At 69.6% G+C, this 25,525-nt stretch carries 20 protein-coding genes; 11 read left to right on the forward strand and 9 right to left on the reverse strand.

All coding sequences use genetic code 11. From position 1 onward, the window contains the following. Positions 1–7: 7 nt before the first annotated feature. Positions 8–1,714: a phosphatidylglycerol lysyltransferase domain-containing protein gene (locus tag ACQPWU_RS07420; RefSeq protein ID WP_433437906.1), complete on the reverse strand. Its 1,707-nt coding sequence runs from the start codon at positions 1,712–1,714 to the stop codon at positions 8–10. A 76-nt stretch (positions 1,715–1,790) separates the two neighbouring features. Here ACQPWU_RS07420 and ACQPWU_RS07425 point away from each other — a divergent pair, with 76 nt between their 5' ends. Then, positions 1,791–2,867, forward strand: coding sequence for an alpha/beta hydrolase (locus ACQPWU_RS07425; RefSeq protein WP_433437907.1), 1,077 nt, complete (start codon positions 1,791–1,793; stop codon positions 2,865–2,867). A 139-nt stretch (positions 2,868–3,006) separates the two neighbouring features. On the opposite strand, the gene ACQPWU_RS07430 is transcribed toward ACQPWU_RS07425, so the two are convergent. After that, positions 3,007–3,345, reverse strand: a complete 339-nt coding sequence (locus ACQPWU_RS07430) for a MerR family transcriptional regulator (RefSeq protein ID WP_433437909.1) — start codon at positions 3,343–3,345, stop codon at positions 3,007–3,009. A gap of 104 nt (positions 3,346–3,449) precedes the next feature. On the opposite strand from ACQPWU_RS07430, the gene ahcY reads away from it, so the two are divergent. Further along, the gene (gene ahcY / locus ACQPWU_RS07435; protein WP_433437911.1) at positions 3,450–4,877 is read left to right on the forward strand and encodes an adenosylhomocysteinase; all 1,428 of its coding nucleotides are present in this window, start codon (positions 3,450–3,452) and stop codon (positions 4,875–4,877) included. Between the two features lie 360 nt (positions 4,878–5,237). Continuing rightward, on the forward strand, positions 5,238–6,473 hold the full coding sequence (locus ACQPWU_RS07440) for an adenosylhomocysteinase (RefSeq protein ID WP_433437912.1): 1,236 nt from the start codon (positions 5,238–5,240) through the stop codon (positions 6,471–6,473). A gap of 367 nt (positions 6,474–6,840) precedes the next feature. On the opposite strand, the gene ACQPWU_RS07445 is transcribed toward ACQPWU_RS07440, so the two are convergent. Continuing rightward, positions 6,841–7,473, reverse strand: coding sequence for a DUF305 domain-containing protein (locus tag ACQPWU_RS07445; RefSeq protein WP_433437914.1), 633 nt, complete (start codon positions 7,471–7,473; stop codon positions 6,841–6,843). Between the two features lie 167 nt (positions 7,474–7,640). On the opposite strand from ACQPWU_RS07445, the gene ACQPWU_RS07450 reads away from it, so the two are divergent. Together ACQPWU_RS07450 and ACQPWU_RS07455 are read left to right on the forward strand one after the other, a co-directional pair. Next, entirely contained in the window at positions 7,641–9,029 is a 1,389-nt protein-coding gene (locus tag ACQPWU_RS07450) for an LVIVD repeat-containing protein (RefSeq protein ID WP_433437916.1), read from the forward strand. A gap of 140 nt (positions 9,030–9,169) precedes the next feature. Then, complete coding sequence (locus ACQPWU_RS07455) at positions 9,170–10,489, forward strand: LVIVD repeat-containing protein (protein ID WP_433445173.1); 1,320 nt, start codon at positions 9,170–9,172, stop codon at positions 10,487–10,489. Between the two features lie 37 nt (positions 10,490–10,526). On the opposite strand, the gene ACQPWU_RS07460 is transcribed toward ACQPWU_RS07455, so the two are convergent. Then, positions 10,527–11,504 carry an RDD family protein gene (locus tag ACQPWU_RS07460; protein WP_433437918.1) on the reverse strand — a complete coding sequence of 326 codons (978 nt, stop codon included), beginning with the start codon at positions 11,502–11,504 and terminating at the stop codon, positions 10,527–10,529. 51 nt (positions 11,505–11,555) lie between these two features. Here ACQPWU_RS07460 and ACQPWU_RS07465 point away from each other — a divergent pair, with 51 nt between their 5' ends. Further along, on the forward strand, positions 11,556–12,548 hold the full coding sequence (locus tag ACQPWU_RS07465) for a stage II sporulation protein M (protein ID WP_433437920.1): 993 nt from the start codon (positions 11,556–11,558) through the stop codon (positions 12,546–12,548). Positions 12,549–12,709: 161 nt separating this feature from the next. On the opposite strand, the gene ACQPWU_RS07470 is transcribed toward ACQPWU_RS07465, so the two are convergent. The 5 genes from ACQPWU_RS07470 to ACQPWU_RS07490 are packed head-to-tail and all read right to left on the reverse strand — an operon-like array spanning position 12,710 to position 18,559. Beyond that, positions 12,710–14,083, reverse strand: coding sequence for a DUF58 domain-containing protein (locus ACQPWU_RS07470; RefSeq protein WP_433437922.1), 1,374 nt, complete (start codon positions 14,081–14,083; stop codon positions 12,710–12,712). A 25-nt stretch (positions 14,084–14,108) separates the two neighbouring features. Further along, positions 14,109–15,089, reverse strand: coding sequence for an AAA family ATPase (locus tag ACQPWU_RS07475; RefSeq protein ID WP_433437923.1), 981 nt, complete (start codon positions 15,087–15,089; stop codon positions 14,109–14,111). After that, on the reverse strand, positions 15,079–16,275 hold the full coding sequence (locus ACQPWU_RS07480) for a DUF4350 domain-containing protein (RefSeq protein WP_433437925.1): 1,197 nt from the start codon (positions 16,273–16,275) through the stop codon (positions 15,079–15,081). The genes ACQPWU_RS07475 and ACQPWU_RS07480 overlap by 11 nt, the downstream gene beginning before the upstream one ends. Then, a complete protein-coding gene (locus ACQPWU_RS07485; RefSeq protein WP_433437926.1) occupies positions 16,272–17,288 on the reverse strand; it encodes a DUF4129 domain-containing protein in 1,017 nt (338 codons plus the stop codon). The genes ACQPWU_RS07480 and ACQPWU_RS07485 overlap by 4 nt, the downstream gene beginning before the upstream one ends. 8 nt (positions 17,289–17,296) lie before the next feature. Then, on the reverse strand, positions 17,297–18,559 hold the full coding sequence (locus tag ACQPWU_RS07490; RefSeq protein ID WP_433437928.1) for a glycerophosphoryl diester phosphodiesterase membrane domain-containing protein: 1,263 nt from the start codon (positions 18,557–18,559) through the stop codon (positions 17,297–17,299). 271 nt (positions 18,560–18,830) lie between these two features. Here ACQPWU_RS07490 and mtrA point away from each other — a divergent pair, with 271 nt between their 5' ends. From mtrA to hpf, 5 genes are all read left to right on the forward strand, one after another. Beyond that, a complete protein-coding gene (gene mtrA / locus ACQPWU_RS07495) occupies positions 18,831–19,508 on the forward strand; it encodes an MtrAB system response regulator MtrA (protein WP_043620615.1) in 678 nt (225 codons plus the stop codon). A gap of 17 nt (positions 19,509–19,525) precedes the next feature. Next, the gene (gene mtrB, locus ACQPWU_RS07500; RefSeq protein ID WP_433437929.1) at positions 19,526–21,262 is read left to right on the forward strand and encodes an MtrAB system histidine kinase MtrB; all 1,737 of its coding nucleotides are present in this window, start codon (positions 19,526–19,528) and stop codon (positions 21,260–21,262) included. Further along, positions 21,249–23,027 carry an LpqB family beta-propeller domain-containing protein gene (locus tag ACQPWU_RS07505; protein ID WP_433437931.1) on the forward strand — a complete coding sequence of 593 codons (1,779 nt, stop codon included), beginning with the start codon at positions 21,249–21,251 and terminating at the stop codon, positions 23,025–23,027. The genes mtrB and ACQPWU_RS07505 overlap by 14 nt, the downstream gene beginning before the upstream one ends. A gap of 356 nt (positions 23,028–23,383) precedes the next feature. Next, positions 23,384–24,208 carry a ComF family protein gene (locus tag ACQPWU_RS07510; RefSeq protein ID WP_433437932.1) on the forward strand — a complete coding sequence of 275 codons (825 nt, stop codon included), beginning with the start codon at positions 23,384–23,386 and terminating at the stop codon, positions 24,206–24,208. A gap of 627 nt (positions 24,209–24,835) precedes the next feature. After that, positions 24,836–25,504 carry a ribosome hibernation-promoting factor, HPF/YfiA family gene (gene hpf / locus ACQPWU_RS07515; RefSeq protein ID WP_433437933.1) on the forward strand — a complete coding sequence of 223 codons (669 nt, stop codon included), beginning with the start codon at positions 24,836–24,838 and terminating at the stop codon, positions 25,502–25,504. Positions 25,505–25,525: the final 21 nt, after the last annotated feature.

Consider the following 25,525-nt stretch of genomic DNA (forward strand, 5'->3'; position numbering starts at 1 on the left):
GGCGGGGTCATGAGGTGAGCCGGGCCGGACGCAGCCAGGGAAGGCGCAGACGAAGCCAATGGGGGCCGCCCAGGCTGATGAACGCCTCGGCCTGCAGCGCCGAGACCCCGATGCGCGGCAGGTCGCGGGCGTTCGGATAGACCACGAAGCGGGGCTCCCAGATCGGCCGGAACTTGGCGTTGAACCGATAGAGCGACTCGATCTGGAACCAGTGCGACAGAAAGATCAGCAGCGCCCGCCACGCGCGCAGCACCGGGCCGGCGCCGAGGCGCTCGCCGCGGGCCAGGACCGCGCGGAACATGGCGAAGTTCAGCGAGACCTGCCTGATGCCCAGGGCGGGCGCGGCCTGGAGGGTCTTGGCGATCAGGAGCTCGTTGAGCCCGGGCTCGGCGTCGCGGTCGCGCCGCATGAGGTCGAGTGAGATGCCGTGCGGTCCCCACGGCACGAAGTGCAGCAGGGCGCTGAGCTCGCCGTCCTTGTGGGCGGTGCACACCAGGCAGTCGCCGTCCACGGGGTCGCCGAAGCGGCCGAGCGCCATGGAGTAGCCGCGTTCGGTCTGGGTGCCGCGCCAGGAGTCGGCGGCCTGCCGGATGCGCTCCCTCTCCTCCCCGGTCAGGTCGGCGGTGCGGCGTACGCGGCAGGTGTAGCCGGCCCGCTCGGTCCTGTTGACCATCTGCCGGACATTACGCATCGCGCGGCCCTCCAGCGTGAAGTCGGCGACGTCGATCACGGCCTCGTCGCCGATCTCCAGTGCGGACATCCTGGCCTCACGGGTCCACACCTCACCGCCGGTCTCGCCGCAGCCGATGACGGCGGGCACCCAGGCGTGCCGCCTGGCCTCGTTCATGAACACCTTGATCGCCGCGGGCCAGGCCTCGCGGTCGCCGATGGGGTCGCCGCTGGCCAGCATGACCCCGGACACCACCCGGTAGGCGATGGCGGCCTTCCCCGAGGGGGAGAACAGCACGCTCTTGTCCCGCCGCAGCGCGAAGTAGCCGAGCGAGTCGCGTTCGCCGTGCTGGGCGAGCAGGTCGCGCAGGCGCCGCTCGTCGTCCTCGGTGAGCTCCGCGATCGGGCGTTCAGGGCGCAGGGCCAGGTAGAGCGTGGTGACGGCGGTGAGCGTGCCGAGCGCGAGCAGGGAGAAGTAGACCAGGTCGGAGACCCGCTCGACGGTGAACGTGATGGGTCCCTCGATTCCCACCAGGCCCAGGTAGACGTGTTCGAGGCGGTCGAGCACGCTCGGATGGCCCGCGAGCACACGGGGACGGGCACTGATGATCGCATAGCCGAGGCCGGTGTCGATGGCGCCGAGCACGAGCAGGTTGCCCAGGGCCCGCCAGCGCGAGCGCGGGTCCGAGAGCGCGGAGAACTCGCGCCTGCCCACCACCAGCACGGCCAGCAGGGCGAGGCTGATCACGGCCGAGGCGGGTCGCAGGTGGACGAAGCTCATGATGGCGCTCACCGGCAGCAGCACCACGACCGCGCGCCAGGCCCGCACCTTCCCCCGGCGCAGCGCGTGCGCGATCATCACCAGCATGATGCCGATGACCAGTGAGGATGCCCTGGCGACTGTCGAGACGATGCCCGGCAGGAGGTCGGACCATTCGCCCATCCTGGTGTGCTCGAAATGGGGGAACACGGCCTTGCCGATGTCCAGAAGGCCGATCGCCAAGGACGCGTAACCGGCGACGGCGGGGATCCAGGAACGCTTCACAACTCGGATTGAAGACCACGCGTGGTAATCAGCGTGTTAACTCTGTGCTTACGCGCAGGCATGTATTCCATACCTCATGGGACTCACCTCAATCGGGTTGCTGGTCACGACGGCGGTGCTCGCGGTGGCGGCGCTGGTGACGACGGTGTGGCTCTGGCCGCGGCTGAGCGCGAGGAGCTGGCGGGCCGTGCTGGGCCGGGTGGGTGTGCTGGCGGCCTGCCAGGTGCTCACGCTGGCCGCCCTGGGGCTGGCGACGAACTCGTACTTCGGCTTCTACAGCTCCTGGAGCGACCTGCTGGGCACCGACACGGCGACGGCGCCGATCACGATCGCCGCCACGGGGCTGCAGGTGCTCAGCAGCCGCCCGGTGCCGGGCGGGCGGATCGAGCAGGTGATCATGCCGGGCCAGTCCACGCGGTTGAGTGAGGAGGCGTACGTGTTCCTGCCGTCGGCGTATCTGGAGCACAAGACGGAGCACTTCCCGGCGATCATCGCCCTCACCGGCTATCCGGGCGACCCACGCAACCTCATGACCCGGCTCGACCTGCCGGGGCGGATGGCGAAGGCGATCGCCGAGGGCCAGGTCAAGCCCACGATCCTGGTCATGATGCGGCCCAGCGTGGTGCTGCCGCGCGACACCGAGTGCGTGGACGTGCCACAAGGGCCGCAGGTGCAGTCGTACTTCGCGAACGATGTCAAACAGGACGTGATCGCTCACTATCGGGTGGCCTCGGGACGGGACTCGTGGGGGATCCTGGGCGGCTCGACCGGCGGCTACTGCGCACTCAAGATCGTCATGAGCCATCCCGAGCAGTTCTCCGCGGCCGTCTCGCTGTCGGGTTACTTCAAGACGATCATCGACCACACCACTGGTGACCTGTTCCAGCGGGACAAGTCGGTCGAGCAGCGCAACGACCTCATGTGGCGGCTGGCGAACCTGCCCGCGCCTCCCGTGAACGTGCTCGTCACCAGCAGCAAGAAGGGCGAGAGCGACTACCCCGCGACAGTGCGGTTCCTGGGCGCGGTGAAGCCGCCGATGCGGGCGTCGTCGCTGTTCCTGCCCAGCGGCGGCCACAACTTCAACACCTGGAACCGGGAGCTCCCGCAGGCCCTGCCCTGGCTGGCCCAGCAGCTCGCCACCCCGGCCGCCTGAGCGGGGTCGGCAGAGGGTTTCCCGCGCGGAGTGGGGTCCTCTACGGGTGGCCGCGCATGGGGGGTGGGGGCACGCTGGTGGACGTGGGATCAAGCCGCTCGAGGGGAGCGAGGGCCGCCGCCCGTAAGGGGCTGAGGCGTCAGCGGCCGGGCGGGCGGAGCAGGCGGAGCGCCTTCTCCTTCTCGAAGTCCAGGGCACGGCGGGGCACCTGGATGCGCCCGATCCGAACCCCGAGGTCGCGCACGGCCGCCGCCACCGTAGGCTCGGTCAGCACCCGCAGCGCGAACGCCAGCTCGGCCGGCGAGACGTCGAACCGCTTCTCCAGCTCCACCCCCTGCGCCACCGCGGCCAGCTCCTCTGGACCGAACCGCCGGTGCGCCCCCTGCTCCCGCACCGGTGGCAGCAGGCCGAGTGCCTCCCGGTATCGGAGCATTCGCGGGGACATGCCGAGCCGCTTGGCGGCCTCAGTGATGCGCATCCTTACATTCTTGCGTCAGCTTTGCACGCCTGAAGATGCGACCCCACCAAAGGGCCGCCTAAACTCGTTGCCGACAAACCATCCGCGTCGCGAGGGGAACCCCGATGGACTTCAAGGTCGCAGACCTTTCACTGGCCGACTTCGGTCGCAAGGAGATCCGGCTCGCCGAGCACGAGATGCCCGGCCTCATGGCGGTCCGAAAGGAGTACGCGGCCTCCCAGCCCCTTCGCGGTGCGAGGATCATGGGCTCCCTGCACATGACGATCCAGACTGCCGTCCTCATTGAGACGCTGGTCGCCCTCGGCGCCGAGGTCCGCTGGGTCAGCTGCAACATCTTCTCCACGCAGGACCACGCCGCCGCCGCGGTGGTCGTCGGCCCCAACGGCACCGTTGACGACCCGCAGGGCGTGCCGGTGTTCGCCTGGAAGGGCGAGACGCTGGAGGAGTACTGGTGGTGCACCGAGCAGGCCCTAACGTGGCCTGACGGCAGCACCCCCAACATGATCCTCGACGACGGCGGCGACGCCACGCTGCTGGTGCACAAGGGCGCCGAGTACGAGAAGGCGGGCGCCGTGCCGCCGGCCACCGCGGAGGACCCCGAGGAGTGGCACGTCATCATCGACCTGCTCACCCGCACGGTCGGCACCGACAAGAAGTGGACCGCGATCGCCGAGAGCATCAAGGGCGTCACCGAGGAGACCACGACCGGCGTGCACCGTCTCTACGAGATGCACAAGAACGGCCAGCTCCTCTTCCCGGCCATCAACGTCAACGACTCGGTCACCAAGTCGAAGTTCGACAACAAGTACGGCTGCCGCCACTCCGTCATCGACGGCCTCAACCGCGCCACTGACGTGCTGATCGGCGGCAAGGTGGCCGTGGTCTGCGGCTACGGCGACGTCGGCAAGGGCTGCGCCGACGCGCTGCGCGGCCAGGGCGCCCGGGTCATCGTGACCGAGATCGACCCGATCTGCGCGCTCCAGGCGGCCATGGACGGCTTCCAGGTGACGACGCTGGACGAGGTCGTCGGCATCGCCGACATCTTCGTGACCGCCACCGGCAACTTCAACATCATCACCGCCGCCCACATGGCGAAGATGAAGCACCAGGCGATCGTCTCCAACATCGGCCACTTCGACAACGAGATCGACATGGCCGGCCTGGCCAAGCTGCCCGGCATCGTCAGGAACAACATCAAGCCGCAGGTCGACGAGTGGGTCTTCGCCGACGGGCACTCGATCATCGTCCTGGCCGAGGGCCGGCTGATGAACCTCGGCTGCGCGACCGGCCACCCGAGCTTCGTCATGTCCAACTCGTTCACCAACCAGGTGATCGCGCAGATCGAGCTGTTCGCGAAGACGTCCGAGTACCCGATCGGCGTCTACACCCTGCCCAAGCACCTGGACGAGAAGGTCGCCCGCCTGCACCTCGACGCCCTGGGCGTCAAGCTGACCGAGCTCACCAAGGAACAGGCCTCCTACATCGGCGTCCACGTCGAGGGCCCCTACAAGTCCGACCACTACCGGTACTGAATTCTCATGAGCTCCGGGGGGTTTCTCGCCTCCCGGAGCTCTCCCTTTTCGAGGCCCATCACCCGCACCTTGTACAGCCGTGTACGGTGGGCCCTGCCCACCCATCCGTTACGGTTGCGACGGTGGGCCGCGTCCATCAAACCCGCATCTTGTGCGGCTGCGTGGGCCACGTGCCCATCAAACCCGCATCTTGTGCGGCTGCGTGGGCCGCGCGCCCATCAACCCCATCCGTTACGGCTGCGCACGCTGGGCCGCACGCGCCGACGTCACCTCCGTCCGTCATGGCCGGTCGTGAAGGCTCGCGGGTTGCTCGCCGTGACGACGCGTATTCTTGGCCATCTTTTCGTACAAAGGGCTGGCATGGATCTCTGGGAAAGTGGCGAGCGGCAGATCTCCTGGGCTGCTCGTTCGATGCCGGTTTTGACCGCGATCGGCGAGCGGTTCGGGCTCGAGCGTCCGCTTGACGGGTTGAAGATCGCCGCCTGCCTGCACGTCACCGCCGAGACCGCCGTCTTGATGGGGGCGTTGAAGGCCGGAGGGGCCGAGATCGCGCTGGCCGCGTCCAACCCCCTGTCCACTCAGGACGACGTGGGTGAGGCGCTGCGGATGTACGGGATCGGTGTGCACGCGCGCGCGGGGGTCGATCGGGCCACCTACTACCGGCACATTCACCAGGCGCTCGACATCGAGCCCGATCTCGTGCTCGACGACGGGTGCGATCTGGTGAACATTCTCCACACCGAGCGTACTGACCTGCTCGAAATTGTCAGCGGCGGCTGTGAGGAGACCACCACCGGGATCATCAGGCTCCGGCAGATGGCCGCGGAGGGCGCGTTGCGGTTCCCCATGGTGGCCGTGAACGACACGCGTACCAAGCGCATGTTCGACAACCGTTACGGCACCGGTCAGTCCACGCTCGACGGCATCATGCGCGCCACCAACACCATGCTCGCCGGCCGCACGGTCGTCGTGGCCGGGTTCGGGTTCTGCGGGCGGGGCGTGGCCGAGCGGGCCAAGGGGTTCGGGGCGCGGGTGATCGTGACCGAGATCGACGCCGTGAAGGCGCTCGACGCGACCCTGCAGGGCTACGAAGTGCGGTCGATGGCGCAGGCGGCGATGGTCGGCGACCTGTTCGTCACCGTGACGGGCAATCGCGACGTGATCAGGGCCGAGCACCTGTCGGTCATGAAGGACGGCGCGATCCTGGCCAACGCCGGGCACTTCGACGTGGAGATCGACGTGCGGGCGCTGGACGAGATAGCCGCCGAGGTGCACCGCGGGGTGCGGCCCAACACCGACGAGTACGTCATGCCCGACGGCCGGCGGCTGCTGCTGCTCGCCGAGGGGCGGCTGGTCAACCTCACCGCCGCCGAGGGCCATCCCGCGGCCGTCATGGACATGTCGTTCTCCGCGCAGGCCCTCGCCGTGGCCTGGCTGGCGGGCGAGCGCTCCCGGCTCGACCCCGGCGTCTACGACGTTCCCGAGGAGATCGACCACGAGGTGGCCAGGCTCAAACTGGCCGCCGCCGGCATCGGCATCGACGTGCTCACCCCTGAGCAGGAGGACTACCTGCACTCCTGGCGCGTCGGCTCCTGACCGGCCCGGCGACGGACGGCACGCGAGGCTCCGTGGCCACCGGTTCCCCGCCGATGCGCCCCAGCGCCCACCCGCACTCCAGACCGCCGGGCCCCCAGCGCCCCTCGCCCCCTGGGTCGACACGCCCCCCCACGACCCCGCCGCTATCCCGGCCGTCGCGCGCCGGATGCACCCGCCGGAGGCATGGAGGCGGGACGTCCGACGCGTCTGCCAGGCCCTTGCCGGGCCGGAGGCATGGAGGCGGGACGTCCGACGCGCCTGTCAGGAGCTTGGAAGTGGGGTGCTGGAGGTGCGTCCCCAAGTCCCGGGAAACGGGTGTGGAGAGTGGAAGCCGGTCGGACGGCGTGGAACCGGGGCCGGAAGGTGGCTAGAGGGCGGACTGCATCTCCTGCATGCGGCGGATCTCGGCCGCCTGGGTCACGCTGACGTCGGTGGCCAGTTCCTCGACGCGGATGTGGGAGCCGGTGGTCAGGACCTGCTCCGACATCTTGATCGCGCCGAGGTGGTGGTTGATCATGAGCTGCAGGAACGTCCGGTCGAAGTCCTTGCCCTTGGCCGCCTTCAGCGCCTCGAGCTGCTCGGGCGTGGCCATGCCCGGCATGCCGTCGTGCGCGGCGTGATGGTCGGGCACCGACTGCTCCTGCTCCCGCAGCCAGGTCGTCATGAACTGGATCTCCGGCCCCTGGGCGTCCTTGATCCGGCCGGCCAGGCTCTTCAGCTTGGCCGAGTCCGCCCTGCTGGGGGCGAGGAGGGCCATGTCCAGGGCCTGCCGGTGATGGATGATCATGTCCTGGACGTACTTGATGTCGGCCGCGTTGGCGGTGGGCGAGGGGACGGCGGTGGCGGCCTCGCTCGGCGACAGCGTCTTGGCCTGGTCGCCGGGACGGCCGGGAGCGATCACCGGCGCGGTCGAGTCGGCGCGCGGGGCCTGCGGCGGGGAGCTGCTGCAGCCTGAGAGGGCAACGACCGTGCCCATGACGACAATGAGCGCAGCGCGCACCCAACCTCCCTGACTGACTTGGTCGAGAATGCGCACTCTAGGCCATAACCGGACAAATTTGAAGACGACGAACCGGAACAAAAATTGACAAGTTGTGTGCTGGCTTGTGGAGGCCGGTTAAGGCGAGGATGACCTAGATTTATGCCCCCTTTATAGGAGGATCCCGAGTGTTCACCCTCCGCAGGGCCCTCACCCTGGTGGCGACGGTCGCGCTGCTGGGCAGCGTGACCTTACCGGTCCAGGCCGCGGACATCCCGGCTCCCGGCGAGATCGTCATGAGCCCCAACATCAAGCACGTCACCAACGTGCCGAAGCCCGAAGCCCTGGCCGACATCCACACGGACATGGCCTTCCAGGGCGACTACGCCTACGTCGGCAACTACTACGGCTTCTCGATCTACGACATCAAGAACCCGAAGAAGACGTCGCTGGTCAGCTCGGTGGTCTGCCCGGGCGGCCAGATGGACATGTCCATCTACGGCAACCTGCTGTTCGGCTCCGTCGACTCCTCGCGCAACAACGATTCGTGCAACAGCGCCTCCCAGCCCGCCTCGGTCAAGGAGTCTTGGGAGGGCATCCGCATCTTCGACGTCTCCGACAAGACCAACCCGAAGTACATCAAGTCGGTCGAGACGAACTGCGGCTCCCACACGCACACGCTGGTGCCCGACCGCAAGGGCGAGAACGTCTACCTCTACATCTCCTCCTACGCGCCGAACGCGTCGTTCCCGGACTGCCAGCCGCCCCACGACCTGATCTCGATCATCAAGGTGCCGCTGAATGACCCGACGGCCGCCACGGTGATTGCGACGCCGAACCTCTTCCCCGACGGCGGCAACCCCGGCGTTCCGGGAACGTACCCCAACAGCAAGTCCGCCACCACGGGCTGCCACGACATCACCGCCTACCCGGAGAAGGGCATCGCCGCAGGCGCGTGCATGGGTGACGGCATCCTGCTCGACATCCGCGACCCCGAGCAGCCCAAGGTCACCGCGAGGGTCCGCGACGAGGCGAACTTCGCCTTCTGGCACTCGGCCACCTTCAACAACGACGGCACGAAGGTCATCTTCACCGACGAGCTCGGCGGTGGCACCAGGGCCACCTGCAACGAGGCCATCGGCCCGAACCGGGGCGCCAACGCGTACTACGACATCGTGAACGGGCAGCTCCAGTTCAGGAGCTACTTCAAGATCCCGCGCCACCAGGCCGACACGGAGAACTGCGTGGCGCACAACGGCTCGCTGATCCCGGTCAAGGGCCGCGACATCATGGTCCAGGCGTGGTACCAGGGCGGGATCTCGGTGGTCGACTTCACCGACTCGGCGCACCCGCAGGAGATCGCGTTCTTCGAGCGCGGCCCCGACAACACCGCGCCGCCGCTCGACGGCGGCTTCTGGTCGGCGTACTACTACAACGGCTACATCTACGGGTCCGACTTCAACCTGGGCCTGGACGTCCTGAAGATCAACGACTGGCGTACCAACGAGGCGAACAGCGTCAAGATGCGCTCGCTGAACGCGCAGACCCAGGGGTCGTATCCCGAACACGGCCACTGACCGTCAAGCGGCGAGGTCCCCCGGCGGGTCCTCGCCGCTTTCGCTCTGTCCGGACACACGATCAAGGAGACTCCGGAGTGTTCAATCCGCGCCGTGCCCTCGTGGCGGTCGCGGCAGCCGTCGCGTTAGCGCTGACCGGCATGCCCGCCATGGCCGCCGACATCCCACCGCCCGACACCGTGGTCACCAGCCCCAACGTGACCCACGTACTGAACATCCCCAAACCCGCCCCGATCGCCTCGACGATCAACACCGACATCGCCTTCCAGGGCGACTACGCATATGTCGGCAACTACGGCGGCTTCTCGATCTACGACATCAGCAACCCGAAGAAGGCCAAGCCTGTCAGCTCGGTCGTCTGCCCGGGCTCCCAGATGGACGTCACCGTCTACGGCAACCTGCTGTTCACCGCGGTCGACTCCTCGCGCAGCGACGACTCGTGCAACAGCACGGCGCTGACCGCCGACCACAAGGAGGCCTGGGAAGGCGTCAGGATCTTCGACGTCTCCGACAAGGCCAGCCCGAAGTACATCAAGTCGGTCGAGACCAACTGCGGCTCCCACACCCTGACCCTGGTGCCGGGTAAGGGCCGCGATCGGGACAAGAACGTCTACATCTACGTCTCGTCCTACAACCCGAGCGCCACGTTCCCCGACTGCCAGCCACCGCACGACAAGATCTCGATCATCAAGGTGCCGCTCAAGGACCCGGCGTCCGCGGCGGTCGCGGCCACCCCGGTGATCTTCCCCGACGGCGGCAACGAGACCCAGCCCGGCCTGCTGCTGCCCACCAGCGGCTGCCACGACATCACCGCCTACGCCGAGAAGGACATCGCGGCGGGCGCGTGCATGGGTGACGGCGTGCTGTTCGACATCTCGGACCGGCTGAACCCGAAGGTGACCGCCAGGACCACCGATCCGAACTTCGCGTTCTGGCACTCGGCGACCTTCAGCAACGACGCCAAGAAGGTCATCTTCACCGACGAGCTCGGCGGCGGCGGCGCGGCCACCTGCAACGAGGCGACCGGGCCGAACCGCGGCGCGGACGCGATCTATGACATCTCGAACGGGCAGTTCACGTTCAAGAGCTACTTCAAGATCCCGCGCTACCAGGCCGACAGCGAGAACTGCGTCGCGCACAACGGCTCGCTCATCCCCGTCAAGGGCCGGGACATCATGGTCCAGGCCTGGTACATGGGTGGGTTGTCGGTCTGGGACTTCACCGACGCGGCCCACCCGAGGGAGATCGGCTACTTCGAGCGCGGTCCCCGCTCGGCGGGCGGTGGCGGCGGCATCTGGTCCGCCTACTACTACAACGGCTACATCTACGGGGCCGACTTCCACGAGGGCCTCGACGTCATCAAGATCAGCGATCCGCTCACGGACAGCGCCAGGGGTGTCCGCACCGACCGGCTGAACGTGCAGACCCAGGGGTCGTACCGGAACGGGTGGCACGACTGACGGATCCGGCCGCCGGGTAACACGGCCGGCGCCGTGCTCACTGAGGCGGCGCGAACCCGCCCGGAGTCGCCTTCGGCGGCTCCGGCGCGGGTGCGGCCGGAGGCCTGTGGGGCGCGCCGACCTGGGAGTTCGGCTGGGGCTGCGCGTAAGGCCCCGGCTGCTGGTACGGCCCTGGGACCGGCTGCTGGTATGGGCCTGAGATCGGCTGCTGGTACGGCCCCGGCTGCTGGTACTGAGGCTGGAAGCCTTGGGGCGGGAGGCCGTTGCCGGCGCGTTGCGCGAGGCGTACCTGATCCCTCCTGCGGCGCTCGGCCAGGACGGCGCTCAAGTATGCGTGCGGCGGCACTCCGGCCGGTGCCGCGGGCGAGACGAACGCCGCCACCTGGGTCGCGATCCGCACCCCCATCTCGTGCTGAACATGCGGTGACAGGTCGTGCCAGCGCGACAGGTACTGCCTGGCGGCCTGTGCCACCTCGTCGGGGAGCTGGGACAGCTCCAGCGTGGCCGCCCAGGCCGCCAGCGGCGGCGGCATCACGATGAACTGCCCGGAGTCGCGTGGCGCCCGCTCGGAGATCACGATGGTGCCCGCGAAGACGTCGCCCAGCCGCTTGCCGCGCTGCGAGACCAGCGACGCGATCAGCGCGGGCGCCCCGGAGAGCATCCAGAACTCCACGACCCCGGCCAGGCCCCTGAACAGCGCCTGCCTGAAGCGCTCGGGACTGCCGTCGTCGCCGACGACCCGAAGACCGAGAGCCAGCTTGCCGAGGCTGCGCCCCCTGGAGAGGGATTCGAAGATCACGGGGTAGCCGACCAGCACCAGCACCATGAGCACGATCATCACGGCCCCGAACATCGCGGAGTCCGAGATGACCGCGAACGCCCCCAAGATCGCATAGGCGGCGATCAGCACGGTGAACTGGACGGCCATGTCGATGATGATCGCCAGCGCACGCGAGGGCATCTGGGCGACCCGCACTTCGACGACGACCGCGTCGCCGGTCACAACCTCTGACATATATGGAGCCTAACGGCTATGTCGCCCTGACTGAGCGGCCAGAATGTTCGGGTGGACATCGATGCGTTCATCACAGCACACCGCCCCGTGTGGGACCGGCTCGACTACCTGGTCAAGCACCGCTCGTCGTTGAGCGGCGCCGAGGTGGACGAGCTGGTGGACCTCTATCAGCGGGTGTCGACGCACCTGTCCATCGTCCGCTCCTCGTCCAGGGACGCGATGCTGACCGGGCGGCTGTCGGCGCTGGTGGCCAGGGCCAGGTCGGCCGTGACCGGCGCGCACACGCCTGCCTGGCGGGAGCTGGTGCGGTTCTTCACGGTGTCGTTCCCCGTGGTGGCCTACCGTGCGCGGTGGTGGTGGCTGGCGAGCGCGGTGGCGTTCACGGTGGTGGCGTGGGTGATGGGCGCTTGGGTGGCCGCCAATCCCGAGGTGCAGTCGTCGATCGCCTCGCCGGAACAGATCACCCAGCTCGTCAACCACGACTTCGCCGACTACTACTCCGAGAACCCGGCCTCCTCCTTCGCCAGCCGCGTATGGGTGAACAACGCGTGGGTCTCCGCGCAGGTGATCATCTCTTCGGTGCTGCTCGGTCTGCCGATCCCGTACATGCTCTACGCGAACGCCGCGAACGTCGGCGTCTCGGGTGGTCTCATGGCCTCCCGCGACAAGCTGGACATCTTCTTCGGCCTGATCATGCCGCACGGGCTGCTGGAGCTGACCGCCGTGTTCCTGGCGGCGGCCGCGGGCATGCGCCTGGGCTGGACGGTCATCGATCCCGGGCCGCGCCGCCGCGCGGAGGCGCTGGCCGAGCAGGGGCGGGCGGTGATGAGCGTGGCGCTGGGGCTCGTCGTGGTGCTGTTCGTGTCGGGGCTGATCGAGGCGTTCGTCACGCCGTCCGGGCTGCCCACGTGGGCGCGCGTCGGGATCGGCGTGCTCGCCGAGGTGGCGTTCCTGACGTATGTGATCGCCTTCGGCCGCCGCGCCCTCCGCCAGAACGAGACCGGCGACATCGAACGCGCCCCAGACGTCGCCCCCACGGCCTGATCCCGCCCACCAAGTGGACGGCCACCAACGCCCCTTCGCCCCCAAGGACCGGCCCTGGTCCTCCCCCAAGGGACGGCCACCACCGACCCCGCCCTTCACCCCGAAGGACGGTCACCGATGGCGGCGGGAGAGTTGCCTATGGTGGGAGGCGAAGTACGGTCCTAGAGCCGGCCTGCCGCCTTCAGGGCCAGGTACGCGTCCGCCAGCGCGGGGGCGATGTCCTCCGGGGGCGCGTCCACGACCTCCACCCCGTGCCGCCGCAGCCGCGCCGTGATCCGGCGGCGTTCGAGCTGGGTGTGCTCGGCCGCCGCCGCGTCGTACACCTCCTCGGCAGACCCCCGGCGGCCCGCCATGGCCGCCACCCGGGGATCCGACACCCCGGCCACCAGCACCAGGTGACGCGAGGACAGCTGGGGAAGCACCGGCATGAGCCCCTCGTCCAGCGCCGCCGAGTTGAGGTCGGTGAGCAGCACGACCAGGCAGCGCCGTTTGGCCCGCGCCAGGATGGCCGCCACCATGCCCTGCGAGTCGGCCTCGATCAGCTCGGCCTCGATCGGCGCCATCACGTTGACCAGCGACGACAGCAGCTCAGTCCGGGAGGCTCCGCTCACCCAGGCGCGCACGGCCCGGTCGTAGGCGAGGAAGTCGACCTGGTCACCGGCCCGGGCGGCCAACGCGGCCAGCAGCAGCGCCGCGTCCATCGACCAGTCGAGCCGCGGCCAGCCGGGCGCCGGGCGCGGATCCGGCCTCACCAGCAGCCCGCCGCCACTCGGCGCGGCCCCCGTCATGGGGATCGGCGCGTCGCCCACACGGCCCGCCGACGTGCGGCCGGTGTCGATCACGATCAGTACGCGGCGGTCGCGTTCCGGGCGCCAGGTGCGTACCACGACGTCGTGGCGGCGTGCCGTGGCCCGCCAGTCGATGGAACGCACGTCGTCGCCCACCACGTACTCCCGCAGCGAGTCGAACTCCGTCCCCTGACCGCGCACCAGCGCCGGGTGCTGGCCGTCCAGCTCGCGGAGCCTGGCCAGCCTGGACGGCAGGTGCTTGCGCGACAGGAACGGCGGCAGCACGCGTACCGACCACGGCGCCTGGTGGCTGCCCTGGCGGGCGGCCAGGCCCAGCGGCCCGACCGAGCGCACGGTCACCGCCACGGACGACCGGTCGCCCCGCCTGGTCGGAGCGAGCGTCACGACGATCTTGCGGCGCTCACCTTTGGGCACGTCCAGCTCGGCGACGCGCGGGGTGGCTCCCGCCGACGGCGGCCAGGCGTCCCTGAGCGCGCCGCGTACGCGCCTGGAGCCGGGGTTCTCGACGATCAGCTCGACCGTGGCCCGCTGGCCGAGCCGTATGAGCGTGTCGCCGGAACGGTGGAACCTCAGCGGGCGCACGGCGCCGGCGAACACCAGGTCCACCACGATCGCGGCGGCCAGCAGCAGGCAGACCCCGGCCAGCGCGGCCCCGGGCTGGGGCGCCAGCAGCACCACCACGATCCCGATCGCCGCGATCAGCCCGGCGCGTCCCGTGAGAGCCATCAGCGCACCACCACCGTATGTGCCATCAGCGCGGGACCGGGACCGAGGCCAGGATGCCGTCGAGCAGGCCGTCGGCGGTCGCGCCCTCCAGCTCGGCCTCGGGCCTGAGCTGGATCCGGTGCCGCAGGGCGGGCCTGGCCAGCGCCTTCACGTCGTCAGGCGTCACGTACGGGCGCCCGGACAGCCACGCCCACGCCCGCGAGGCCGCCAGCAGCGCCGTGGCCCCACGCGGCGAGACGCCGAGCTGCAACGACGGCGAGTTCCTGGTAGCGCGGGCCACGTCCACGATGTAGCCGAGCACCTCGGGCGCCACGTGCACCTTGGAGACCGCCTCCCGCCCGAGGGCGAGGTCGTCGGCCGTGGCGACGGTCTTCACCTCGCTCAGGTCACGTGGGTCGAAGCCGCGGGCGTGCCGTTCGAGCACCGAGATCTCCTGATCGCGCGGCGGCAGCGGCACGGTCAGCTTGAGCAGGAACCGGTCGAGCTGCGCCTCGGGCAGCTGGTACGTGCCCTCGTACTCGACGGGGTTCTGCGTCGCGCACACCACGAACGGGTCGGGCAGCCGCCGCGCCGAGCCCTCCACGCTGACCTGGCGTTCCTCCATCGCCTCGAGCAGCGCCGCCTGGGTCTTCGGCGGGGTGCGGTTGATCTCGTCGGCGAGCAGCAGGTTCGTGAACACGGGCCCCTCGCGGAACTCGAACTCCGCGGTCTTCGCGTCATAGATCAACGACCCGGTCACGTCACCGGGCATCAGGTCCGGCGTGAACTGCACCCGCTTGAAGTCCAGGGCCAGGGCCGCCGACAACGTGCGTACCATCAACGTCTTGGCCACGCCGGGCACGCCTTCGAGCAGCACGTGCCCCTTGCACAGCAGCGCGATGACCAGCCCCGTCACCACCGCGTCCTGGCCGACCACGGCCTTGGACACCTCGGCACGCAGCGCGCCCAGCGCCTCCCTGGCCGAGTCGCCCAAGCTCGTGACGCGGAAAGTCTCCTCAGAGTTCACTGACCTGCCTTTCGATGAAGTCCAAGTATCCGGCCAACCCGACGAGCCCGGCGTCGTCCACCGGCGGCGGCCCGTACAGTGCCGCGCCGACCTGGTGGGCGTCCTGGCCCGTGCGGGCGGCGAGTGCCGCGACGACCTCCTGCGGCCCAGCCCCCGACCCGAGCCCCAGCCTGGGCGTGAGCCGGTCGATCGTGCCCGCGCGCAACGAGTCGGCCGCCCGCTGCCTGGCCCGCCTGGCCCGGTAGAGCCTGCCACGGCCCTCGACCGTCTCCGCCGCGCGTACGACGACGGGCAGCTTCTCCGTCACCACAGGGCCCAGCCGCCTGCCGCGCCAGAACGCGGTGATGGCCAGGGCGACGAGCGACATGTAGATCGTCCAGCGGATGCTGTCGGGCATCAGGTCGTACATCGACTCGCCCCGCTCGCCCGGCAGCTCCGTGATGGGCGGGGTCTCAGGGCGCACGAGCCAGGTCACGGGCTTGCCGGTGCCGATCAGGTTGAGCGCGAGCGCGGCGTTGCCGTCCTCGGCCAGGCGCTGGTTGGTCATGAAGCTGCCGTCGCCGACGACCGTGGTGACGCCGCCCCCGTTCGAGAAGCTGACCAGCGTGTAACCCTCGCCGCCGGGGTAGCAGCCACTGGCCCCCGCCGGGCCGGTGAAGACGGCGCCGCCCATGTAGGCGCTGCCCGCGGCCTTGGCGGCGGGAAGTTCGCACTCGGGCTCGCGCGAGCGCGTGCGTGCCGTGTTCAGCTCCCTGTGCACGCCCGGTGCCAGAGCGGCGAGGCCGGGCTGGTCGCCGACGATCAGCCGGTCACCCGGGATCCTGGACAGGGTGTACTCGTCGAAGTACGACATGTCCGTGATCAGAAGCAGCCGGTTGCCCGTCGCCGCCTTGTCCACGGCCGCCTGTACGGAGTCGACCCGGTCCACTGGTACGCCCCGGGACCTCAGCACCTCGGCCAGCGCCTTGGAGCCCGCCAGGGAGGTGTCGTCGGGGTCCAGGAGGCGCGACGGGCCCCGCTGGGGGCTGAGCAGCACGCCGGCGATCGCGGCGAGGACGATGATCAGGCCGAGCAGCACGATGATCCGGCTGCCGCGCCAGGCGGAGCGGGCGGTGGGGGAGGTCGAGTAGGACCCGCCGGTCTGGGCCGGCGCGCTGCCGGCCGGGGGTCCCGTGAGCACGCTCATGCCGCCCCACCCGCCCCGTCACCGGGCCGGCCGGGCGCTCCTGACGACGGCCCTTCCACCGGGCCGCCCGGCTGTCCTCCACCCGGCGCCGGCCCCATCGGCGGCCCCATCGGTGGTGCGGCCGGCGGTCCTACCGGCGGCCCCGCAACCGGCGCCTCGGGCGCGACCCCGGCCGGCGGGCCCGCGACCGGGCCTCCCGGTACGGGGGCGGCCGAGGCGCCGACCGGAGCCGTCGCGCCCACACCCGCCGGGACCGGTACCGCGAGCGGGACGGGGCGGGCCTGGCGGAGCTGGTCGTCCAGGGTGGACATCACCTCGTACGCCTCCCGCGTCCCCGGCACCCCGCCGTACGTCACGTCGTCGAACGACCGCGCCGCGGCCGCGAGCCTCGTCGCGAATCCCGGCAGAGAGACGGCCGCCTCGGCGGCCAGTTCGTCAGCGGTGCGCCCGGGCATGCCGTCCACCAGCGCGCGCTCCTCCAGGTCACGCGCGATGGCCCGGAGCCGTTCCTGGATGGCCTCGGTCCAGCGCCCCTCGGCGGCCAGCCCCGCGGAGGCCGCCCGGTGCTCGGCCGCGGTCATCGCCCGCTCACCGAACAGCCCGCCCATGGCGAGCGCGTTCTTGCGCGCGGTCTTGCGGAGCTGCCACGAGATGAGCACGATCACGCCGAGAATGATCAGCACGATCACCACGGCGGCGATGATCCCGCCGGCGGAGCCCCCGCCCGTGGCCGCGTCCATCAGGTCGCCGAGGAACTGCATGACCCGCCGGTAGATCTGGTCGACCAGCGACTCCTTCTCGTAGGCGGGCTTGAGCAGCTCCTCCGCGGCCCTCCGCGCGGCCTCGTCCCGGTCGATCGGGGTGTCGAGCCGCAGCCCGGCGGCGGCCGCGGGGAGCACCGCCATGAACGAGCCAACGGAGGCCGCGGGAAGCGCGACCATCAGCCCGGAGCGGCGCCATAGGCCGGAGAGAGCGAGGAACGAGCCAACGGAGGCCGCGGGAAGCGCGACCATCAGCACAGTCACCGCCTGGCGGAGTTGGACGGGTGCCAGAGCTCGTCCGCGGATGCGTGCACCCATCCTTGACGCTGCTGCTCGATGGCCGCCGTCTGCAGCACGAGGTCGAACGCCTCGCTACGCATGCGCCGGTCGGCGTAGAGCAGGCCGGCGACCCCGGCCTGGAACGGATAGGTGATCATGGCGCCGAGCGTGCCGCCGATCGCGATCAGCACGGCCGACACGATGGCCGTGGCCGCCGAGCCCGCGCCGAACATGCCGAACATCGTGCCCGCCAGCGTGAAGGGCACCGACAAGATGCCGGAGACCAGCCCGACCAGCAGGGACGTGAGCAGCAGGATGCCGAGCACCCGCCAGAAGTCGCCGGTCACCAGGTGCCACGAGCGGCGCATGGAGTCGATCGGGCCCCTGCCCTCCAGCACCGCGACGGGTGCGGCGAACGCGAAGCGGGTCGTGAAGAACAGGTAGTACGGGACGTACACGACGATGAACAAGAGGATCAGCCCGACCAGCGCGCCGAAGCTGTCGGAGGAGGCGTTCATCGCGATCGCCACGAAGAGCAGCGCGAACACGATCAACGGCACCACCATGATGGCGGCCATCAGCCCCACGACGCCGAACAACGCGGGCACCCGGCCCTTGACGAGCTGCCACGCCTCGCCCGCGCTGAGGTTGCCGCCGAAGACCGCCCGGCCGAGTATCCGGGTCAGTACGCCGGTCAGCAGCGTGACCACCAGGAACTCGACCGCGAAGGAGACCAGGGAGCCGCCGTACTGACTGACCAGACCGGACGCGGTGGTGAGTTCGGTGCCGGACGTGGTCGCGCTCTCGGGGTCGGCGAAGGCGCTACCCATGGAGTCGAGCACGAACGCCTGACCCACGGCCACCGGCACGGCGGTGAGCAGCGCGGCGACGGCCGACAGGCCGAGCACGGCCTTAGGGTTGGACCGGATCAGCTTGATCGTGCCGTCGAGTATGTCGCCGAGCCCCAGCGGGCGCAGCGGGATGATGCCCGGCCTGAGCGCCGACGGGTGAGGCGCGTAGCCGTAACCGGGCTGAGGATGCGGATAGGACGGATATGGTGTTTGGGGCCCCGGTCCGAGTGGCTGCTGTTGCTGAGGGGGCCGGCCGTACGGCTGCCCGTGGGGCACCTGCTGCGGCGAGCCCGGCGCGGTCCACGGGGAGGCTGGCGGGGCGCTGTACGGCGGGGGCTGTTCGGCCGACCAGCCTGATGGCGTCTCGGGCGGGGGACCGTGACCGTCTGACATATCCCCAATCCTGGCACGCTGAACGGGGCATTGGTGTCACCGAACGGATTCGCCGGCTCATCTTGCCCGCATTCCACGGCGAATCCGGTCAAGGTTCGCGTCCAGGGATGGCAGAAAGTTGCACTGTTACCGCAGACTGAGATAGCGGTCGCGGGGGGCGGACCTAAAATTCGCCTATTGCATGGCTCATGTCACACTCATGGGCCTACCAAGGGTAACCTTCAGCGGTCGTGCGGGTATGTCCCACAATGCGTAGAACGAATGAGGGGCCATGAAAGGTCGCGTGCTGGTCGTCGATGACGACGCCGCTCTCGCCGAGATGCTGGGGATCGTGCTGCGAGGGGAAGGCTTCGAGCCGTCATTTGTCTCCGACGGCGACAAGGCCCTCGACGCGTTCCGGGATACACGCCCGGATCTGGTCCTGCTCGACCTGATGCTGCCGGGGGCCGACGGCATCGACGTCGCGCGCAGGATCAGGGCGGAGTCGGGGGTTCCCATCGTCATGCTCACGGCCAAGAGCGACACGATCGACGTCGTTCTCGGGCTCGAGTCAGGCGCCGACGACTACATCGTCAAGCCGTTCAAGCCCAAGGAGCTCGTCGCGCGCGTGCGCGCGCGGCTTCGCCGTACCGACGAGCCGACCCCCGAGATCCTCCAGATCGGCGACATCACCATCGACGTGGCCGGTCACTCGGTCAAGCGCGGCGAGGAGACGATCAACCTCACGCCGCTGGAGTTCGACCTCCTGGTCGCGCTGGCTCGCAAGCCGCGCCAGGTGTTCACCCGCGAGGTCCTGCTGGAGCAGGTCTGGGGCTATCGCCACGCGGCGGACACGCGGCTGGTCAACGTGCACGTACAGCGGCTCAGGGCCAAGATCGAGAAGGACCCCGAGCACCCCGAGATCGTGGTGACGGTCCGCGGCGTCGGCTACAAAGCCGGCCCCGCCTGATCTTCCACTCCCCTGTCATGCCCCCGGCGAAGAAGACGAGGTCCCGCCGACGGACACTCCGCCAGATTCTCGGCGGCGTTCGCCGGCGGGTGCGCCGTGCGGCGGGCAGGACACGGAGCGTGTGGCGGCGCTCGCTCCAGCTCCAGGTGGTCACCAGCACGCTGGTGATCTCCGTGATCGTGGTGGTCGTGCTGGGCACGTTCCTCTCCGAGCAGATCAACAGGCAGGTCGTGTCGAGCAGCCAGCGCTCGTCCGCCAGCGAGGCGTCCGCCGACCGCCTGCAGATCGCCGACGCGCTGACCCCTGAGGCCGACGACCAGACCAAGCCCGCCGACAGTGGCAAGAAGGGCTCGGCCAACCCGCTCGACGACGTCATGGACATCGTCACCGGGTCGGGCGAGAACGGCTCCAAGAAGCGCTACGACGTGCTGATTCTCAACCAGACCGCCCCCGGCCAGTCGCGGGCGTCCGGGGGCGTCGTGCCGCTGAACGTGCCGCTGGGCCTGCAGCGCAACGTGCAGAAGGCCGAGTACGGCAAGGCCGTCGGCTCGATAGAGCGGATCAAGTTCGCCGGGGGGAGCCAGCCCAGGCTCACGTACGTGGTCGGCGGCATCGTGCACGTGCCGTCCACCGGCGAGAGCTACGAGGTCTACCACTTCTTCCCGTTCACGGACGAAGAGGAGCTGCTGTCCAACGTCCGGCTCGCCATCGTCGTGGTGGGCCTCGGGCTGGTGCTGCTGCTCGCCGCCATCGCGTACCTGGTCGCCCGCCAGGTCGTCACCCCCGTACGGCTGGCGCGCCAGGCCGCGGAACGCCTCGCCTCCGGCAAGCTGGACGAACGGCTCAAAGTACGCGGCGAGGACGACCTGGCCCGCCTGGCGAACTCGTTCAACGAGATGGCGGCGAATTTGGCGCTGAAGATCCACCAGCTTGAGGAGCTCTCACAGGTCCAGCGGCAGTTCGTCTCCGACGTCTCCCACGAGCTGCGCACGCCGCTGACGACCGTGCGCATGGCCGCCGACCTGCTGTACGACGCCCGCGAGGACTTCGACCCGATGGCCGCCCGCTCGGCGGAGCTCATGCAGGCCCAGCTCGAACGGTTCGAGTCGATGCTGGCCGACCTGCTGGAGATCAGCCGCTACGACGCCGGCGCCGCCACGCTCGACCTCGACTCCGTGGACGTGCGCGACGTGGTGCTGCGGGCCATCGCCGACTCCGAGGCGCTGGCCGAGCGGCACACGACCCGCTTCGAGCTCCGGCTGCCGAACGAGCCCTGCATGGCCGAGATCGACAACCGCAGGGTCGAGCGGATCCTGCGCAACCTGCTGTTCAACGCCATCGAGCACGGCGAGGGCAGGGACATCGTGGTCACCATCGGCGCCGACCGGGACGCGGTCGCGGTCGCCGTGCGCGACCACGGGATCGGGCTGAAGGCCGGCGAGGACACTATGGTGTTCGACCGCTTCTGGCGGGCAGACCCGTCGCGGGCGCGGACGATCGGCGGCACCGGGCTCGGGCTGGCCATCTCGCGCGAGGACGCCACGCTGCACGGCGGCTGGCTGCAGGCGTGGGGGCAGCCTGGGGAGGGCTCGCAGTTCCGGCTGACACTGCCCAGGGCCGCCGGGGCCGACCTGAAGGGCTCGCCGCTGTCGCTGGTGCCGCCCGAGATCGAGATGCGTCGTACGTGGCGCACGGCCATGACACCGGTGCTGCTGCCTGCGTCCGCGGACGGGACCGGCTATGACGAGGACTAGAGGGCTCGTCGCCGGCGGGGTGACGGGACGGCGGGCGAGGCTCTGGCGGCTCGGCGTGCTGGTCGCGATCGTGGCGGCCATGGTGCTGGCGGATTCCGGCTGCACCGTGATCCCCGTGACCGGCCCGCTCAACGTCAACGAGACCGGCAGCAGCGATCCGCTGAGCAAGCCGTTCCAGCGCATGATCGCCATCCCGCCCCAGAAGAGCTGGGGCCCGGAGCAGACCGTCAGGGGCCTGCAGGCCGCGATGGCCGCCTACGCCGACGACCCGACCATCCTGCCCCAGTACCTGACCCCCGAGGCGCGGGCCAAGTGGAGCGCCTCCGGCCCGGTGACGGTGATCGAGGACGGGTTCGAGTTCGCGCCGCCCGCTCCGCGCGACGAGACGAGCCCGGTGCAGAAGGTCACGCTCAAGGGCCGGTGGGTGGCGGGGATCCAGGAGGACGACTCGTACGTCCCCACGGCCGGCTCCTCGCCCTTCCCGTTCGAACTCGTGAAGGTCCAAGGGGGCGGCTACCGCGTCAAGGACCTGCCCAACGGGCTGCTGCTCACCAACGCCGACGTGACGCGGGCGTACCGGGCCACGAACCTCTACTACCTGAACGGCAAAACCGGGAACAGGCTGGTCGTCGACCGTGTGCGCCTACGGCTGAAGCCGACGGAGACCTACGCGCAGACCATTCTGGAGCGCCTGCTCAAGAGCCCGACCGCGGCCCTGCAGGGAGCGGTGACGACGAGCTTCCCGCCCGGCACCAAGATCCTGTCGATCAGGGCGGACGAACGCGTGGTGATCAACCTCTCCGGCCCCATCGATCTCCTGGACCTGAGCACCGAGGCATCCCTCAAGGCCCAGATCAGGTACAGCCTCAACAAGAACGAGATCGCCAAGGGCCGCGTCATCGAGATCCAGGTGGACGGGGAGCCGTACTCCATCGACCAGCCCAACTCCGACGACCAGTGGCTGGACGACAGCAGCGACACCGCCTACTACGTAGGCAAGGGCGCCGTCCACTACATGGGCAAGGACGGGCCGGCGGCCGCCGTCCCGGGTCCTGCGGGGGAGCCGCGCGAAGGCTACTCGGACTTCGCCCTGTCCAAGGACGGCCAGCTCATCGCCGCCAAGACCTCGACCGGCATCTCGGTGGCGGGGGCGACGCAGAACGGGCGCTGGCAGGAGGTCATCCAGGGCACGAAGCTGACCCCGCCGACGTGGCACCGGGATGGGTCCCTATGGACCTATGACCAGCGGAATGCCGTCCTGCTGCGGTACGACCCGTCCAGCGGGAGAGGCCCCGAACGGGTGGCCGCCCCCAAGCTGGCCGGGCTGGACGTCACCCAGCTCAGGATCGCCAGGGACGGGGTGCGGGTGGCCGTGATGACCGGCGAGAACACCGTCCAGATCGGCGCGCTGACGGGCGAGGCGGCGGGGACGATGCTGGGCAACTTCCACGTCCTGACCACCACCGAGGTGGGGACCAAGATCCTCGACGTCGCCTGGAGCGATGACGAGCATCTGCTCGTGCTGGTGGAGCTGGTGGAGAGCAAGGCCGGGCAGATACTCAACGAGATCAACGTGGGGGACGGGGAGGTCGTGGCGGTGCCGTTGAAGGATCGGCTCGAGTCGGTGGCGGCGCTGGACGATCGCGTACTGGCGGCGGCCACGGTGGACCAGCGCACCAAGATCCTCGAGCTCAACCAGGACCGCCAGAGCTGGACCGTCAAGATCGAGTCCGACGCCAGCTCCCCCCTCTTCCCCCTCGGCTGACCCACCGCCCACGACCTCAGCCCACCCGCACACGGTGACGCCCTGCGCGCGTTCGCACGGCGACGTCCCACGCGCGCTCGCACAGTCACGCCTGCCACGTCGCGCCCAACAGGCCCCCAGCCCAACAGGCCCCCAGCCCCGCAGGCCCCCGCCGCACTGCCACGCGGCCGGTCCCACACCCGCCCCTCGCTCAGAGGCGTCCGCTCCCGTGCTTGCCTGTCCCAGGTCTTAGTCGGGGCTTCGGACGCCCTGCGTGCCGGGCGGGCCGGATGCCGGGCGGGCTGGGTGCCGGGTGGGCCGGACGCCTCTCAGCGGGCGCGGTACGGCGGCCGTCGATGGGGCATCACGAGAAGGTGGTGGCACCACGAGAAGTCGTCGGCGACGCACCAGGAGAAGCCCTCGGTGGCGGCAGCGCGAGAAGCCGGTGGTGGCGCCGCAAGGAGTGGTGGGCGCGCCGCGAGAAATTGTCGGTCGCGGGCGGCATCCTGGTCCGCGTGCTGAGCGCCGTACTCGATCTCGTCCTGCCCCAAGCCTGCGCCGGGTGCGGGGCCAAAGGGGCGCGGTGTTGCCCCGGCTGCCTGGCCGAACTGGTCGGCGCCCCGGCGCGGCGGCTGCCCGAGCCCGTGCCGAGCGGCATGCCCGACTGCTGGTCGGCGGCACCGTACGACGGCGCGGTGCGCAAGGCGATCGTGGCGTACAAGGAGCACGGCGCGGTGGCGTTGGCGGGGGTGCTGGCGGAGGCCGCGGCGTTCACCGTCGTGAGGGCGATCACCGGCATCGGGGCGACGTCCTGGGCGGACAGGCCGTTCGCGGTGGTGCCGGTGCCCAGCGCGCGGCGGACGCGGCGGCACCGGGGGCACGATCCGGTCGGGCGGTTGGCGGTGCTGGTCACGGGTCAGCTGCGGGCGTACGGCATGCGGGCCGAGACCTGGACCGGCCTGAGCCAGTCGAGGCGGGTCGCGGACCAGGCGGGGCTGAGCTCCGCTGAGAGGAGTTCCAATCTCGCGGGGTCACTCCAGGTGCCTGAAGCCGCGAAAGTCCCTCCAGCGGCCTGTGCGCTGCTCCTGGACGACATCGTCACGACCGGCGCCACCCTCGTCGAGGCCACCCGGGCGCTGCGGTCGGCAGGGGTACGGGTGCCGCTGGCGGTGACCGTGGCCGCGACACGCCGAAGATCTTGAAAAGGATTGCGATCACAGTCCGTAAAGAAAGATCCAAATCATGACCCTCACCCGGAGGTTACATGTCGCTTCCCCCAGGGCCGCGGTGGGGCTGCTCAATGGACGGGAGCCCCGCACTCATAAGGGTTGCCGATCGGTTAAATAGGGCATATAAGGCCCCCGAAGACCTCGGGAAAGTCACGGTACGTGATCCTTTGGCCGATCCTCCGGCTGACATTCGTGCTGGATACGGATAGCGTTCTGACATGGCACCCGTTCGGGTCCGTGGTTGCGCAGGGCCGGGGTTCCCGGCTCTGCTAGCCGATGCCAGCCGCAGGCAAAACGGTCCACGTAAGGCGACTCTTTGTCGACCGATCACGGTGCGGCTTAGGGGTAAGTCCTGCCTTCCCGAGGGCCCAGATGACCCTCGCAAGAAGAGAAGGGCAGTAGTGGCGACAGAGCCGCGAGACCCTCAGCAGGCGGATGTGGGGTCGAAGACCAGGTCGGCCGGGCGGGTGCCACCTGAGTTTCCGAGGACACAGAGTCGGAAGAGGGTAACGGTGAGAGAAAGGCAGACAACAGACCTCGTCCGACACGCACGTCGTCGGACGCTCTTGCTCAGTCGTTAGACCGAAGGGGGGCTGTTGCATGGACATCATCGTCAAGGGCCGGCACACAGGAGTGAGTGATCGGTTCCGCGACCAAGTGACGACCAAGCTGGCCAGGATCGAACGTCTGGACAACAAACTCATCCGAGTCGATGTGGAGGTGTCGAAGGAACGCAACCCGCGCCTCGCCGACCAGCGCGAGCGCGTCGAGCTCACCATTCACTCCCGAGGACCGGCCATCCGCGCCGAGGCCTCGGCCGACGACCGATTCGCAGCCCTCGACATGGCTCTCGACAAGCTGGAAGGCCGTCTCAGGCGACTGGCCGACCGGCGCAAGGTCCATCACGGCAACCACTGCCCGCCTTCGGTGGCGGAGATCACCGCGACGCTCCCTGACGTCGCCGACCTGGCCCCGCGGACGGAGCCCACCGTCCCCGAGCGGCAGGCCGAGCCCGACGAGGACGAGCTGGCCCAGAGCGACCAGCGCTACGACGACATCGTCCCGATAGAGATGGACGGCGAAGGGCCGCTCATCGTACGGGAGAAGTTCCACAGGGCGGAGCCCATGACCATCGACCAGGCCCTCCTCGAGATGGAGCTGGTCGGACACGATTTCTACCTGTTCCGTGACAAGGAGAGCGGCCAGCCGTGCGTCGTTTACAGCAGACGTGGTTACAACTACGGCGTGTTGCGGCTCGTAGAGCCCTGATCGCGCGCTAAAAGATCTTCT

The sequence above is a fragment of the Nonomuraea sp. CA-141351 genome (assembly GCF_050944675.1).
GTDB lineage: Bacteria > Actinomycetota > Actinomycetes > Streptosporangiales > Streptosporangiaceae > Nonomuraea.